Raw genomic sequence first — 13,690 nt, 5'->3', positions numbered from 1 at the left:
GAGCCTCCCGCAGCTACCGCTGGGAGGTGCCCCCTGACGCCGCTCGCTGATCCGGCCTGACCGACAAGACGCCCCCTCGGAACCCACCGGGCACGGACCCCTCTCTCCTCCGCGCCGTTACCCGGCGTTGTTCCCCTCAACCGGCTTCTCAGCCTTCTCGGCCTTCTCCGCCTTCTCGGCCTGCTTGATCTGCGGCTTGCGCACCGACAGGTGCAGCTCGCGCAGCCGGGCCTCGTCCACCTCGCTGGGCGCGCCCATCAGCAGGTCCTGGGCGTTGCCGTTGAGCGGGAACGCGATGGTCTCGCGGATGTTCGGCTCGTCGGCGAGCAGCATGACGATGCGGTCGACGCCGGGGGCGATGCCACCGTGCGGCGGCGCCCCGAAGTGGAACGCCCGCAGCATGCCGCCGAATTCCCGCTCGACCTCCTCATGGGAGTATCCGGCGATCTCGAACGCCTTGAACATCACGTCCGGCTCGTGGTTCCGGATGGCGCCGGAGGACAGCTCGGTGCCGTTGCAGACGATGTCGTACTGCCACGCCAGGATGTCCAGCGGGTCCTGGTTCTCCAGCGCGTCCAGGCCGCCCTGCGGCATGGAGAACGGGTTGTGGGAGAACTCGATCTCGCCGGTGTCCTCGTTCCGCTCGAACATCGGGAAGTCCACGATCCAGCAGAACCGGAAGACGTTCTCCTCGAAGTGGCCGGTCCGCTTGGCGGCCTCGACGCGCACCGCGCCCATGATCTTGGAGACCTCGTCGAAGTCGCCCGCGCCGAAGAAGACCGACGTGCCGGGCTTGCCCTCGACCTCGGCGATCAGCTTCTCGATGTCCTCGTCCGTGAGGAACTTGGCGATCGGCCCGGTGAGCTTCCCGTCCTCGCCGATCCGGACCCAGGCCAGCCCCTTGGCGCCCTGCAGAGCCGCGAACTCGCCCATCTGGTCGAAGAACTTCCGCGGCTGCTCGGCGGTGTCCGGCACGGCCAGCGCGCGCACGTGCTTGTCGGCGAACGCCTTGAAGCCGGAGCCCGCGAAGACATGGCTGACGTCGACCAGTTCCAGCTGGGCGCGCAGGTCCGGCTTGTCGGAGCCGTACTTCAGCATCGCCTGGCGGAACGGGATCCGCGGGAACGGCGAGGTGACGTGGCGGCCGTTGCCGAACTCCTCGAACAGCTCGGTCATCACCTTCTCGATGACCTCGAAGACGTCCTCCTGCTCGACGAAGCTCATCTCGACGTCGAGCTGGTAGAACTCGCCGGGCGAGCGGTCGGCGCGGGCGTCCTCGTCGCGGAAGCAGGGCGCGATCTGGAAGTAGCGGTCGAAGCCCGCGATCATCAGCAGCTGCTTGAACTGCTGCGGGGCCTGCGGCAGGGCGTAGAACGTGCCCGCGTGCAGCCGGGACGGGACCAGGAAGTCGCGCGCGCCCTCGGGCGAGGTGGCGGACAGGATCGGGGTCGCCATCTCGTTGAAGCCCTGCGCGGTCATCTTCTGCCGGATCGCGGAGATCACGGCGGAGCGCAGCATGATGTTGCGGTGCATCCGCTCCCGGCGCAGGTCCAGGAAGCGGTGCTCCAGACGCCGCTCCTCGTTGACCCCGTCCTCCGGGTAGACGGTGAAGGGCAGCGGGTCGGCCGCGCCGAGCACCTCGACGTCGGCGACCTCGACCTCGATCTCACCGGTCGGCAGCTCGGGGTTGACGTTGTCGGCGCCGCGGGCGATCACCCGGCCGTCGACGCGGACGACGCTCTCCTTGGAGATCGAGCTGAGCTTCTCGTTGGCCGCGGTGTCGGGCCGGACGACGAGCTGCACCAGGCCGTAGTGGTCGCGCAGATCGATGAAGAGGATGCCGCCCAGGTTCCGTCGATTGTGCAGCCAGCCGGAGAGCCGTACGTCGGTGTCGACGTCAGCGGCGCGGAGCTCGCCACAGTTGTGGGACCGGTACCGATGCATCATTCATCCAAGTCGTCAGGTCGGGAGTGTTGCGTACCCTCGTGTAGCTTCCGGCCAAGCGTACCGGCGCCGTGACCTTCACTGGTAAGCGCGCGGAAAATGCCCATAAGGTAGCGCAATGCGCACCGAGGACCTGCTGGCCGCCATAGCGACCGGACTGTGGCGGTGGGACAGCGTCTCGGGCGCCGTCTCCTACGACGCCGAAGCGGCCCGTCTGGTGGGCCTGCCCGCCGAGGCGGTCACGCTCCCCGAGGCCACGGCCCGGGCCTGCTTCCACCCGGCGGACTGGCTGGAGATCCAGTCCATCGTGGCGCTGGCGGCGGCCGAGGGCACCCTCGCCGAGGCCCGGATGCGCATCGTGGACGAGAAGGGCAAGGTGCTGCGGACCGTACGCACCCGGTCGCGGCCGGTCGACCGCACCGACGGCCTGGACGGTCAGCTGCTGCTCGGCACCCTCCAGGAGGTCCCCGAACCGCTGCCCGGCACCACCGCGGGCGGCACACCGGTCACCGGCGACTGGCGGCGCAACCGCGAGGCGTTCCTGCTGGACGCGGGGCGGGCGCTGGCCGAGGCGATGTCCACGGCCGAGGTGCTGCGGGTGGCCGCGGGTCTTTCCATGCCCGGCTTCTCGCCGGACGGGCTCGCGGTCTTCGGCGTCAAGGGCGACCGGATCTCGCTGATCGGCCACCACGGGCACCGGATCGACACCGAGCACCCCGCCGCCGACATGCCGGCGGCCACCGACCATCCGGCGGCCGAGGTGGTCCGTACCGGCCGGGCGGTCTATCTGCCCTCGCCGGACGAGTACCGCGGCCGGTTCCCGGCCGCCTGGCGCCGGATGCGGCCCCTCAAGCGCCGGTCCTGGGCGTTTCTGCCGCTGATCGTCGCGGGCCGCACCATCGGCGCGTGGATGGCCGGGTTCGCGCACCCGGTCGCGTTCTCGCCCGACGAGCGCTCGGTGCTCACCACGATCGCGCGGATGCTGGCCCAGGCGCTGTCCCGGGCGGCCCTCCAGGAGACCGAGCGCGAGCTGTCGGACGGCCTCCAGCGCTCCATGCTGCCCGCCGCCAAGCCCGACATCCCGGGGCTCACGGTGGCCGCGCGCTACGTACCGACCGGCGGCGGGCTCCAGGTCGGCGGCGACTGGTACGACGTGATCGCGCTGCCCTCGGGGCGCACCGCCCTGGTGATCGGCGACGTCCAGGGGCATGACGTCCGGGCCGCCGGGATCATGGGGCAGCTGCGGATCGCGGTCCGGGCGTACGCCTCCGAGGGCCACCACCCGGACGCGGTGCTCGCCCGCGCCTCCCGCTTCCTGTCCGGGCTCGCGGACCCCGGCGGGGACGGGGGACACGATCCGCGGTTCGCGACCTGTCTGTACATGGAGGTCGATCCGGTCGCGGGCACCCTGGACATCGCCCGCGCGGGCCATCCGGACCCGGCGGTCCGGCTGGCCGACGGCACGATGATGATCCGCCCCACCGCGGGCGGGCTGCCGCTGGGCGTCGACCCGGAGGGCGACTACCCCACCACCCGGGTGGTGCTGGAGCCCGGCGAGACGCTGCTGATGTGCACCGACGGGCTGATCGAGACCGGCGGCCACGACCTGGAGACCGGCTGGGACCGGATCCGGTCGATCTTCGAGCACCCGGCGACCGCGACCGACGGCCCCCATGATCTGGAAGCGCTCGCCGAGGCCCTGGTGCAGGCCGTGCACGGGCCGCCCTCGCACCACACCACCGGCCCCCTCGCCGACCGCCGCGAGGACGACATAGCGCTGCTGCTGATCCGCAGGGACGCTGAGGTGTGCCTGGTCGGACCCGGTTCGGCGCCGGTGCGGCGTACCGCGGTCACGCTCGCGCAGGCCGAGCCGGAGCGCATAGCGGGCGCCCGCCGCCAGCTGCGCGACATGCTGCACGACTGGGCGGATCCGGACCAGGTCGAGTCGGCGGTGCTGCTGCTCTCCGAGATGGTCACCAACGTCCTGGTGCACACCGACGGGGACGCCCTGCTGGTCGCCGAGGTCAGCGGGCGGCGCGGGTCGAGGCGGCTGCGGCTCGACGTCGCGGACGGCAGCGACGAGCTGCCGCACCGCCGCCGCCCCGGCGAACTCGCGTCGTCGGGGCGGGGGCTGATGCTGATGGAGATGCTGGCCGACGCCTGGGGCGTCGACCCGCGCGGCGACGGCAAGTGCATCTGGTACGAACTGCACGAGCGCCCGCCGGAGCCGTAAGCCCGCGGCAAGCCCACGCCGGACCACGGTCGGCCCCTCTCACCCCGAGCCGCCGACGGGTACGCGCCCGGCGGGGAAGGGCGGCCCCTCACGGGCCACGCCGGGCCGCCAGTCGCAGCGGACCGGCGCGTCACCGGGGCCGCGGGGCGGCTGCGGAGGCGGAGCCGCCGCATCGTGCGGGCCCGGCCGCTCGGGCCGAGGCACGGGCCCGGGACAGCGCCCGGCCCCGCTTACTCGGCGTCAGCCGGTATCGTGCCGAGCTTTCCGGCGCGGAAGTCGTCGAAGGCCTGGGCCAGTTCGGCGTGGGTGTTCATCACGAACGGGCCGTAGTGCATCATCGGCTCGCGGATCGGCTGCCCGCCGAGCAGCACGACCTCGAAGTTGGGGCTGCGCGACTCCTGCGCCGCGTCCGCCCGTATCGTCAGCGCGTCGCCCTCGCCGAAGACCACCGTCTGCCCGGTGCGGAAGGGCCGCTTCTCGGCGCCCGCGGTGCCGCGCCCGGCGAGCCCGTAGGCCAGGGCGTTGAAGTCGGCGCGCCAGGGCAGGGTCAGCTCGGCGCCCGGGTTCAGCGACACGTGCAGCATGGTGATCGGGGTGTGCGTGATGCCCGGCCCCTGGTGGCCGTCGATGTCGCCCGCGATCAGCCGCAGCAGCGCACCGCCGTCGGCGGAGGTGAGCAGCTTGACCTTGGCGCCGCCGATGTCCTGGTAGCGCGGCGGCATCATCTTGTCCTTGCTCGGCAGGTTCACCCACAGCTGGAGCCCGTGGAAGAGGCCGCCGGACATGACCAGGGACTCCGGCGGGGCCTCGATGTGGAGCAGCCCGGCGCCCGCGGTCATCCACTGGGTGTCGCCGTCGTTGATCGTGCCGCCGCCGCCGTGCGAGTCCTGGTGCACGAAGGTGCCGTCGATGAGGTACGTCACGGTCTCGAAGCCGCGGTGGGGGTGCCAGGGGGTGCCCTTGGGCTCGCCCGGCGCGTACTCCACCTCGCCCATCTGGTCCATCATGATGAACGGGTCGAGGTGCTGGTAGTCGATGCCGGCAAAGGCGCGCCGCACCGGGAATCCCTCCCCCTCGAAACCGCTGGGCGCGGTGGCGACGGCGAGCGCCGGGCGCGGGCGCGCCTCGGCGGGGGCTGCGACCCGGGGCAGGGTCAGGGGGTTGTCTACGGTCACTGCGGGCATGACGGCCTCCTCGGTCGTTCACCATTCAACTTAATTGACGGCTGAACGACCCGCAAGAGGGGCCCTATTCCGGCTCTAGTGGGACACGAGGGGTGTGATGGACGCCTCAGCCATACATGCGCCGCATGGCGAAGTCGACCATCTGCTCCACCGCCTTCGCGTCGAAGACCATGCGGTGCTCACCCTCCATGTCGAGGACGAAGCCGTAGCCGGTCGGCAGCAGGTCGATCACCTCGGCACCGGTGATCACGAAGTACTTGGACTCCTTGCCCGCGTACCGCCGCAGCTCCTTGAGGGAGGTGAACATCGGGATCACCGGCTGCTGGGTGTTGTGCAGCGCGAGGAAACCGGGGTTGTCACCGCGCGGACAGTAGACCTTGGAGGTCGCGAAGATCTGCTGGAAGTCCTCCGCCGCCATCGAGCCCGTGGTGAAGGCGCGCACCGCGTCCGCGAGGGACGGCGGCGAGGGCTCGGGGTACAGCGGCTGCCCACCGTAGCCGGGGCCCGGCTGTGAGTGGTGTGACGAATGCGGCTGCTGTTGCGGCGGAGGTGGCGGGGCGGCGTAACCCTGCCCTGCGCTCGCGTTCTGGTCGTAGCCGTACATGGACCGAAGCGTACTGAGTCACAGTTGGCGGGTTGAGGGTTGCCCTTTATTACCCACGGGTAGCATCATGGCGACACCGGATTGACTGCACCGGACTCTGCTGATCGATACCGCGCCACGAAGAGGTCCCTGCCTCTCCCGAGCCTTACGGAGCCGTCGCCATGGGGCACTACAAGTCGAATCTCCGCGACATCGAGTTCAACCTCTTCGAGGTGCTCGGCCGCGACAAGCTGTACGGCACCGGCCCGTTCGCGGAGATGGACGTCGAGACCGCCAAGAGCGTGCTCTCCGAGATATCGCGGCTCTCCGAGAACGAGCTGGCCGCCTCCTACGCCGACTCGGACCGCAACCCGCCGGTCTTCGACCCGAAGACGCACACGGCGCCGCTGCCCGAGTCGTTCAAGAAGAGCTACCGGGCGTACATGGACGCCGAGTGGTGGCGCCTCGGGGTGCCGGAGGCCCTCGGCGGCACCTCCTGCCCGCGCTCCCTGCTGTGGGCCTCGGCCGAGACCATCCTCGGCGCCAACACCCCGATCTGGATGTACGCCTCCGGACCGGCCTTCGCGGGCGTGCTGCACGACGAGGGCACCGAGGAGCAGCTGAAGATCGCGCAGCTGATGGTGGACAAGCAGTGGGGCTCCACCATGGTGCTGACCGAGCCCGACGCGGGCTCGGACGTGGGCGCCGGCCGCGCCAAGGCGGTCCAGCAGGAGGACGGCACCTGGCACATCGAGGGCGTGAAGCGGTTCATCACCTCCGGTGAGCACGACGTCTCCGACAACATCATCCACTTCGTGCTGGCCCGCCCCGAGGGCGCGGGGCCGGGCACCAAGGGGCTGTCCCTGTTCATCGTCCCCAAGTACGACTTCGACTGGGACAGCGGTGAGCTGGGGACACGCAACGGCGTCTACGCGACCAACGTCGAGCACAAGATGGGTCTGCGCGTCTCCAACACCTGCGAGCTGACCTTCGGCGCCGACACCCCGGCCAAGGGCTGGCTGCTGGGCGAGAAGCACGACGGCATCCGCCAGATGTTCAAGATCATCGAGTTCGCCCGGATGATGGTCGGCACGAAGGCCATGGCCACCCTCTCCACCGGCTACCTCAACGCGCTGGAGTACGCCAAGGAGCGCGTCCAGGGCCCGGACCTGGCGGCCTTCACCGACAAGACCGCCCCGCGCGTCACCATCACCCACCACCCGGACGTGCGCCGCTCGCTCATGACGCAGAAGGCGTACGCGGAGGGCCTGCGCGCGCTCGTCCTCTACACCGCCTCCGTCCAGGACGAGATCATGGTCCAGGAGGCCGCGGGCGAGGACGCATCGGCCAACAGCCGCCTCAACGACCTGCTGCTGCCGATCGTCAAGGGCTACGGCTCGGAGAAGGCGTACGAGCAGCTGGCGCAGTCCCTCCAGACCATCGGCGGCTCCGGCTACCTCCAGGAGTACCCGCTGGAGCAGTACATCCGGGACGCCAAGATCGACACCCTCTACGAGGGCACCACCGCCATCCAGGGCCAGGACTTCTTCTTCCGCAAGATCGTCCGGGACCAGGGCCAGGCGCTGACCGTCCTCTCCGAGGAGATCAAGAAGTTCCTGGCGGAGGCCGCCGGCGGCGAGGAGCTGGCCCCGGCCCGCGACCGGCTCGCCCAGGCCGCGGTCGACCTGGAGGGGATCGTGGGCGCCATGCTCACCGACCTCTCGGCCACCGAGCAGGACGTCTCCTCGATCTACAAGGTCGGCCTCAACGCCACCCGGCTGCTGCTCGCCTCCGGCGACGTGGTGATCGGCTACCTCCTCCTGCGCGGCGCGGCCGTGGCCACCGAGAAGCTGGGCACGGCGGCCTCCAAGGACGTGGCGTTCTACGAGGGCAAGATCGCGGCAGCGAAGTTCTTCGCCAACGAGGTCCTGCCGGGCGTCTCGGTGCAGCGCGCGCTGGCCGAGTCCGTCACCAAGGAGCTGATGGACCTGGACGAGGCGGCGTTCTAAGTCCCAGGGCCTCGCTTCCAAAGACCCGGGAGCCGGTCGCCCCTCTCCTTCACCGGGGGGCGGCCGGCTCCCGCCTTTTCAGGCCTCCTTGTCGGGCGGGTGCTCCCGCAGGGCCCGCTCCACCTCCTCACGCGCCTGGCGCCGCAGCTCCTCACCCTGCGCCAGCAGCTCCTCGATCGTCTCCTGCCCGGCCCCGGGCGGCCGTGGCCGGGCCCGCAGCTTGGCCAGCAGGTCCTGGCACGCCTCGTCCTCGGTGGCGAAGCGGGTGACGTCCTTCTCCACCGAGCGCTCCCACAGTCCCGTCACCCAGCCGCCGTCCGGCGCGGGCCGCAGGAAGTAGTAGGCGTCCGGCTGGACTTCGATGTCGGCCGCGCCGGGAATGTCGTACAAAGCGTCCGGGACCTGCTCGGCGCGCAGCACCCGGACGAGTTCCGTTCTGTCCACGGCACCAGGATGCGCGGTCAGTTCAGCGGCCGCAGGTTACCCGCGGCAACGAGCTGAGGAATCGACGGTCCCGTCAGATATTGCAGGCCGAAGCCCGGCTGGCCGAACCAGGGCCGGATGGGCCCGGCGTCCACCAGGAACGGCTTGGTGACCTCGTAGAGGTGATAGCCGTACGGGTACGCCGGATCGTAGGTGTTCAGGTTGCTCGGCGGCAGCGCGCGCTCCGCGTACGGGGTGCCCGCCGGGGCGAGGAAGTGACCGAAGCCGCTGCCGAAGAGGTCGACCTTCTGACCCACCTTCAGGGTGATGGTGGACTTGAGCGGTACGCCGTTCAGCAGGACCCAGCCGTCCGGGTACGGATACCACCAGCCGCCGGTCTGCTCGTTCCAGTAGCACGTCAGGAACGCGGAGGCGGACAAGCCGTCCAGCCGCTCGTAGCCCTGCACCATCCTCCCGATCGCGCCCCTGCGCGGAAGTTCGGCGGGCCCGAGCCGCCAGTCGCCCTGGTAGTACCGCTGGAACGGCTGCGTGGGCGCGGAGTTGGTCCCCCCGGTGCGGTCGGTGGTGGGACAGGGCGGGTGGCCCTTGGCACCGGCATCGGCTCCGTCCTCCGCCCCCGCGGCATCGGGCGTGGGCCCCGGCGCCGGAGCCGGGGCGGGCAGCCGCCCGGCGGGGAGCAGCCCGGCGGGGTCCGCCATGGCCTGTCCGCCGCCGCACAGCAGCAGCAGCGACCCCAGGACGACGAGGAGGTGTCGAAGAACGCGCATCCGCTGTCCCCTTGAGTGCGTCGGTGAGCGGTTAAGGGGACTATCGGCAGATACGCGAGTTTTATACCGCCGGTCTGACGTGCTTTCATCAGATTGGATCAATGGGAACGCACGGATGGGTCCCTCCACCACCCGCCCCTGGGCGACCGGCTCCCCGGCGGGCGGGGCGGTCCCGAATCTATGCTGATGTCATGAGCGCACACCCCGGCATCGACCGCGGCCATACCGATGACCTGATGTCCTTCCTCCGCGCCAGCCCCTCGCCGTACCACGCGGTGGCGAACACGGCAGAGCGCCTGGAGAAGGCGGGGTTCCGGCAGGTCGAGGAGACGGCGGCCTGGGACGGCGCGGCGGGCGGGCGGTACGTCCTGCGGGGCGGCGCGATCGTCGCCTGGTACGTGCCGGAGGACGCGAGCCCGTCCACTCCGTACCGAATTGTCGGCGCTCACACCGACTCTCCCAATCTGCGCGTCAAGCCGATCCCCGACACCGGGGCCCACGGCTGGCGGCAGATCGCCGTCGAGATCTACGGCGGCGCCCTCCTCAACACCTGGCTCGACCGCGACCTCGGGCTCTCCGGCCGGATCACCCTCCGGGACGGCTCCAGCCATCTCGTCACCGTCGACAGACCCCTGCTGCGCGTGCCGCAGCTCGCCGTGCACCTCGACCGGTCCGTGAACACCGAGGGCCTCAAGCTCGACAAGCAGCGCCACATGACGCCCATCTGGGGGCTGGGCGGCGTCGAGGAGGGCGACCTCATCCGGTTCGTGGCCGAGGAGACCGGGGTCGCGGCCGAGGACGTGACCGGCTGGGACCTGATGGTGCACAGCGTCGAGCCGCCCGCCTACCTCGGCCGGGACCGCGAGCTGGTCGCCGGGCCCCGGATGGACAACCTGCTGTCCGTGCACGCCGGGACGGCCGCGCTCACCGCCGTCGCGGCCCGCCCGGAGCTGCCGTACATCCCGGTGCTCGCCGCCTTCGACCACGAGGAGAACGGCAGCCAGTCCGACACCGGGGCCGACGGCCCGCTCCTCGGCAACGTGCTCGAACGTTCCGTCTACGCGCGCGGCGGCGGCTACGAGGACCGGGCCCGGGCCTTCGCCGGGACCGTCTGCCTGTCCTCCGACACCGGCCACGCGGTCCACCCCAACTACGCCGAACGCCATGAACCGGGCCATCACCCACGGCCCAACGGAGGTCCCATCCTCAAGGTCAACGTCAACCAGCGGTACGCCACCGACGGCTCCGGGCGGGCCGTCTTCGTCGCCGCCTGCGAGCGCGCGGGCGTGCCCTGGCAGAGTTTCGTCTCCCACAACGCGATGCCGTGCGGCACCACGATCGGCCCGATCACCGCCGCCCGGCACGGCATCGCCACCGTCGACATCGGCGTCGCGATCCTGTCCATGCACTCCGCGCGCGAACTGTGCGGCGCACAGGACCCGCGGCTGCTCGCCAAGGCACTGACCGCCTTTCTGGAGGGCTGAGTTGGACTTCTCCCTGCTGGGCCCCGTGACCGTGACCACGGGCCCCGTGGAGGCCCCCGTCGAGCTTCCGCTGGGACCGGCCAAGCGCCGCAGCGTGCTCGCGATGCTGCTCCTGCGCCCCAACTCGACCGTTTCCGTCGAGCAGTTGGTCGCGGGTCTGTGGGAGGACGAGCCTCCCGCCCACGCCCGTACCGTCATCCAGGGCCATGTCTCCCGGCTGCGCGCGGCCCTCGCCGAGGGCGGCGCCGACGCGCACGGCGTCGAGCTGACCACCCACAGCTCCGCCTATCTGCTCCGGCTGCCCGCCACGCTCGTGGACACCGTGCGCTTCGACGACCTGGTGGCCCGCGCCGACCCCGAGTCCGCACCCGCCGACGCCGTACCGATGCTGCGGCAGGCGCTCGGGCTGTGGCGCGGCCCGGCGCTCACCGGGACGGTGGCCAGCCCGCCGTTCGCGGCGGCCGCGCACGCCCTGGAGGAGCGGCGGCTGACCGCCGTGGAGGCCCTCGCCCGGGCGCACGGGGCGCTCGGCGAGTACGAGAAGGCGGCGGGCGTGCTGCACCCGGCGGCCCTCGGCAACCCGCTGCGCGAGGGGCTGATCGCGGACCTGATGCTGGTGCTGTACCGCACCGGGCGGCAGTCCGACGCGATCGCCTGGTTCCACCGCACCCGCGAGATGCTCGCCGACGACCTGGGCGTCGACCCGGGGGAGCGGCTGAGCGCCGCGTACCAGGAGATCCTGCGGGCCGCGCCCGTGCCGGAACCGCAGCCCGATCCGCGCGATCCCCGCGCTTCCCGTGAACCGCGCGATCCCCGCGAGCCGCGCGATCCGCGCGTCGGGGGCGAGGCGGCGGCCCCGGCCGCGTCTGCCGCGCCCGCGGCGGCCTCCGGCCCCGTGCCGGAGCTGCTGCCGCGGCCGCCCGCCGGGTTCCTGGGCCGGGACGCGGAGTTGGCCGAGCTGACCCGGCTGGCGCTGCCCGGCGCCGGGCAGGACCGGCCGTACGGCGGCGCTCCCGCCGGGCTGCCCGCCGAGGGCGGCATCGCCCTCGTCACCGGGCCCGCCGGGGTCGGCAAGACGGGGCTGGCCGTGCACTGGGGCCATGCGTACGCCGCCGCCTTCCCCGACGGGCGGCTCTTCGCCGATCTGCGCGGCTTCAGCGGCGGTGAGGAGGCGGAACCCGCCGCCGTGCTGCGGGAGTTCCTGCTCGCCATGGGCACGCCCGCCGACCAGATACCGCCCTCGGAGCAGGCCGCGGGGGCGCTCTACCGCTCGCTCGTGGCCCAGCGGCGGCTGCTGGTGGTGCTGGACAACGCGAGCAGCTCGGCCCAGGTGCGTCCGCTGCTGCCCGGCGGCCCGCACTGCGCCACGCTGGTCACCAGCCGGTCCCGGCTGGACGGGCTGATCGCCACCGATGCCGCCCGCCCGGTACGGCTGCACGCGCTCGGCCCCGCGGACGGCGCGGCCCTGATCGGCGCGCTCCTCGGACCCGACCGGGTCGCCGAGGACCCGGCCGCCGCGGAAGAGCTGGTGACGTTGTGCGACGGGCTGCCGCTCGCGCTGCGCGCCGCCTCCGCCCAGCTGGTGGCCCGGCCGCGGTGGCGGCTGGCGCGGCTGGCCACGGCGCTGCGCGACGAGCGGCGGCGGCTGGCCCTGCTGTCGGCGGAGGACGCCGGGGTGGCGGCCGCGCTGCGCAACTCGGTCGCCCGGCTCTCCGCGGACGACGCCCAGCTGCTGCGGGTGCTCGGCGCCGGTTTCGCCCGGGAGGTCAACACCGCGGAGGCGGCCGCGCTGTCCGGGGCGGACCCCGACCTGATCCAGGACTCCCTGGAGCGGCTTGCCGAGATGCATCTGCTGGACGAGGAGGCCACCAACCGCTACGTCATGAGTGACCTGGTGAAACTCTTCGCCCAGGGCGACGGCGGCCGGGGCGCCGGGCCGTCCGGCGAGGGCTCCGGCGGGCCGCGGGAGGAGTCGGGTCCGCCATGAACACCAGGGCGGTCAGCGGGGCGTTAGTGAGGCGTTAGCGGTCGGCAGCCGGACGGCAGCGGGACGGCAGCGGCCCCGGACAGAGTTGTTGTCGTACCGGACAGCAGCCGAGACTCACCGGGGGGAACCCACCATGTCGCACTCCACCGCTTTCCTCGCCCGCCACGCCCGCACCATCCGTTCCGTCGCCGCCGGTCTGACCGTCGTCGCCGCGGGCCTGACCCTCACGGCCTGCGGCGACAACGACGGCACCGGGGCCAAGAGCTCGGGCCGGGCCGAGTCCTCGGCCACGGCCCAGGCGGACCAGGGCGGCGCCGACGCCGGAGCCCGGGGCGAGGGCGGCAAGGGCACCGGTGGCGCGCAGGGCAGCGGCACCGGTGGCGCCCAGGGCAGCGGCTCCGGCGGTGCCGACGGCGCCGAGGAGCAGGCCGGTAAGCAGAACGGGAGCGCGGCCGGGACGAAGGGCGGCGGCGCGTCGGGCACCGAGCAGGAGATCGGTCCCTGTGATGTCAACAAGGCCGCGGTGAGCGTCCAGTCCGTCAACCGGCCCGTGAACCACCTGCTGCTGAAGTTCACCAACCGGGCCGGAGTGGACTGCACCGTCCCCTACTACCCCGTCCTCCGCTTCGACGACGCGCAGGCCGCCACCCCGCAGGTCGAGGACAGCAAGCCGCAGGCCGTCGTCACCCTGGCCCCCGGCGAGTCCGCCTACGCGGGCATCACCACCTCCGGCGCCGACGGCTCGGGCTCCGGCGGCACCAAGGCGTCCGAGCTGACGGTGTACCTGAAGGGTCAGGACGCCTCGACGACCGTGGCCCTGCCCGGCGGCGGCGTGTACGTCGACAGCGCCTCCAAGGTGACGTACTGGCAGACCAGCGCCTCCGACGCGCTCACCTGGTAATCGGCCCCACAGGTTTCCCGGACGGACAGGCAGCCGCCTCCCCCCGGCTGCGTGTCCCCGACGGCCCCCGCCCCCGGCGGGGGCCGTCCGCTGTCCCGACATGTCCCGCCGAGTCGCCTCCGATGTCCCGCACGCGGCCGTCCCCGGGCATGTC

10 protein-coding genes are annotated in these 13,690 nt (G+C 72.1%); 5 read left to right on the top strand and 5 right to left on the bottom strand.

The window, feature by feature from the left end:
- Positions 1 to 117: 117 nt before the first annotated feature.
- A complete protein-coding gene (aspS, locus tag LCH29_RS28095) occupies positions 118 to 1,944 on the bottom strand; it encodes an aspartate--tRNA ligase (protein WP_446464542.1) in 1,827 nt (608 codons plus the stop codon).
- A 118-nt stretch (positions 1,945 to 2,062) separates the two neighbouring features.
- Here aspS and LCH29_RS28090 point away from each other — a divergent pair, with 118 nt between their 5' ends.
- On the top strand, positions 2,063 to 4,177 hold the full coding sequence (locus LCH29_RS28090) for an ATP-binding SpoIIE family protein phosphatase (RefSeq protein WP_446464490.1): 2,115 nt from the start codon (positions 2,063 to 2,065) through the stop codon (positions 4,175 to 4,177).
- 230 nt (positions 4,178 to 4,407) lie between these two features.
- Here the strand turns inward: LCH29_RS28090 and LCH29_RS28085 are convergent, their stop codons facing one another.
- Together LCH29_RS28085 and LCH29_RS28080 are read right to left on the bottom strand one after the other, a co-directional pair.
- Complete coding sequence (locus LCH29_RS28085) at positions 4,408 to 5,361, bottom strand: pirin family protein (RefSeq protein WP_446464489.1); 954 nt, start codon at positions 5,359 to 5,361, stop codon at positions 4,408 to 4,410.
- A gap of 106 nt (positions 5,362 to 5,467) precedes the next feature.
- Entirely contained in the window at positions 5,468 to 5,965 is a 498-nt protein-coding gene (locus LCH29_RS28080; protein WP_123107004.1) for an SseB family protein, read from the bottom strand.
- Positions 5,966 to 6,126: 161 nt separating this feature from the next.
- On the opposite strand from LCH29_RS28080, the gene LCH29_RS28075 reads away from it, so the two are divergent.
- Complete coding sequence (locus LCH29_RS28075; RefSeq protein ID WP_446464488.1) at positions 6,127 to 7,953, top strand: acyl-CoA dehydrogenase; 1,827 nt, start codon at positions 6,127 to 6,129, stop codon at positions 7,951 to 7,953.
- A gap of 78 nt (positions 7,954 to 8,031) precedes the next feature.
- Here LCH29_RS28075 and LCH29_RS28070 read toward each other — a convergent pair whose 3' ends face one another.
- Positions 8,032 to 8,397, bottom strand: coding sequence for a hypothetical protein (locus LCH29_RS28070; RefSeq protein ID WP_446464487.1), 366 nt, complete (start codon positions 8,395 to 8,397; stop codon positions 8,032 to 8,034).
- Between the two features lie 17 nt (positions 8,398 to 8,414).
- Positions 8,415 to 9,164, bottom strand: coding sequence for a TNT domain-containing protein (locus tag LCH29_RS28065; RefSeq protein ID WP_446464486.1), 750 nt, complete (start codon positions 9,162 to 9,164; stop codon positions 8,415 to 8,417).
- A gap of 191 nt (positions 9,165 to 9,355) precedes the next feature.
- On the opposite strand from LCH29_RS28065, the gene LCH29_RS28060 reads away from it, so the two are divergent.
- From LCH29_RS28060 to LCH29_RS28050, 3 genes are all read left to right on the top strand, one after another.
- Complete coding sequence (locus LCH29_RS28060) at positions 9,356 to 10,648, top strand: M18 family aminopeptidase (protein ID WP_446464485.1); 1,293 nt, start codon at positions 9,356 to 9,358, stop codon at positions 10,646 to 10,648.
- Position 10,649: 1 nt separating this feature from the next.
- Complete coding sequence (locus LCH29_RS28055; protein ID WP_446464484.1) at positions 10,650 to 12,635, top strand: BTAD domain-containing putative transcriptional regulator; 1,986 nt, start codon at positions 10,650 to 10,652, stop codon at positions 12,633 to 12,635.
- A 133-nt stretch (positions 12,636 to 12,768) separates the two neighbouring features.
- Positions 12,769 to 13,536 carry a DUF4232 domain-containing protein gene (locus tag LCH29_RS28050; protein WP_446464483.1) on the top strand — a complete coding sequence of 256 codons (768 nt, stop codon included), beginning with the start codon at positions 12,769 to 12,771 and terminating at the stop codon, positions 13,534 to 13,536.
- Positions 13,537 to 13,690 lie beyond the last annotated feature (154 nt).

It is taken from the genome of Streptomyces sp. BRA346 (assembly GCF_052851135.1).
Note: the sequence above shows the minus strand (reverse complement) of the source record. Positions and strands in the feature narration are given on the sequence as shown.

What these genes read in the sequence shown, in the direction of transcription:
- aspS (WP_446464542.1), bottom strand. Translation starts at nt 1,944, where the DNA reads ATGCATCGGTACCGGTCCCACAACTGTGGCGAGCTCCGCGCCGCTGAC.
- LCH29_RS28090 (WP_446464490.1), top strand. Translation starts at nt 2,063, where the DNA reads ATGCGCACCGAGGACCTGCTGGCCGCCATAGCGACCGGACTGTGGCGG.
- LCH29_RS28085 (WP_446464489.1), bottom strand. Translation starts at nt 5,361, where the DNA reads ATGCCCGCAGTGACCGTAGACAACCCCCTGACCCTGCCCCGGGTCGCA.
- LCH29_RS28080 (WP_123107004.1), bottom strand. Translation starts at nt 5,965, where the DNA reads ATGTACGGCTACGACCAGAACGCGAGCGCAGGGCAGGGTTACGCCGCC.
- LCH29_RS28075 (WP_446464488.1), top strand. Translation starts at nt 6,127, where the DNA reads ATGGGGCACTACAAGTCGAATCTCCGCGACATCGAGTTCAACCTCTTC.
- LCH29_RS28065 (WP_446464486.1), bottom strand. Translation starts at nt 9,164, where the DNA reads ATGCGCGTTCTTCGACACCTCCTCGTCGTCCTGGGGTCGCTGCTGCTG.
- LCH29_RS28060 (WP_446464485.1), top strand. Translation starts at nt 9,356, where the DNA reads ATGAGCGCACACCCCGGCATCGACCGCGGCCATACCGATGACCTGATG.
- LCH29_RS28050 (WP_446464483.1), top strand. Translation starts at nt 12,769, where the DNA reads ATGTCGCACTCCACCGCTTTCCTCGCCCGCCACGCCCGCACCATCCGT.